Source organism: Gluconobacter sp. P1D12_c (assembly GCF_018812105.1).
Taxonomy (GTDB): Bacteria; Pseudomonadota; Alphaproteobacteria; order Acetobacterales; family Acetobacteraceae; genus Gluconobacter; species Gluconobacter oxydans_A.
Window position 1 is genome coordinate 1 of record NZ_JACSIQ010000592.1, and the last position, 415, is coordinate 415.

A 415-nucleotide genomic window follows, 5' to 3' on the forward strand; every position below is an offset into this window, starting at 1 on the left:
GTCGAGCTGCCGCGCAACAAATGACAGAATGGGAGCCGGTGGTGTTTCACCAGATTCCAGCACCCGTCCCGGCCAGCGCATGTAGAGCATGACCATCGTGAAACCCAATCGGGAGGTTTCTCCGCGGCGGGTTGCGATCAGATCGAAGTCATCCTGGCTGAGTGTAAAATGTCTCGTGATCTCGCGATCATCGACAGAAGGCTCGTAATGTCGGGCGAGAGCTTCACGGGTCAGAAGACGGCGCCGCGCCATGATCGGATGTCTCCTTCATGTGTCCGGAAGGGGATCGTTGGACGGACTGTCCCGGACAAGTGCAACACGTCATGGAATACAGCCGTGTGCTGTGTCTCATAAAGGTGGTACCATATGTTTTGCAGTCATGGGGCCTTATACGTTACACTTTCCCGTATGACAC

General features: G+C 55.4%; 1 protein-coding gene. It reads right to left on the minus strand.

What is annotated here, in order from left to right; translation table 11 throughout:
* The coding region (locus KP705_RS18300; protein ID WP_215765331.1) for a DUF4158 domain-containing protein at positions 1-252 on the minus strand (252 nt) is incomplete at its 3' end.
* Positions 253-415: the final 163 nt, after the last annotated feature.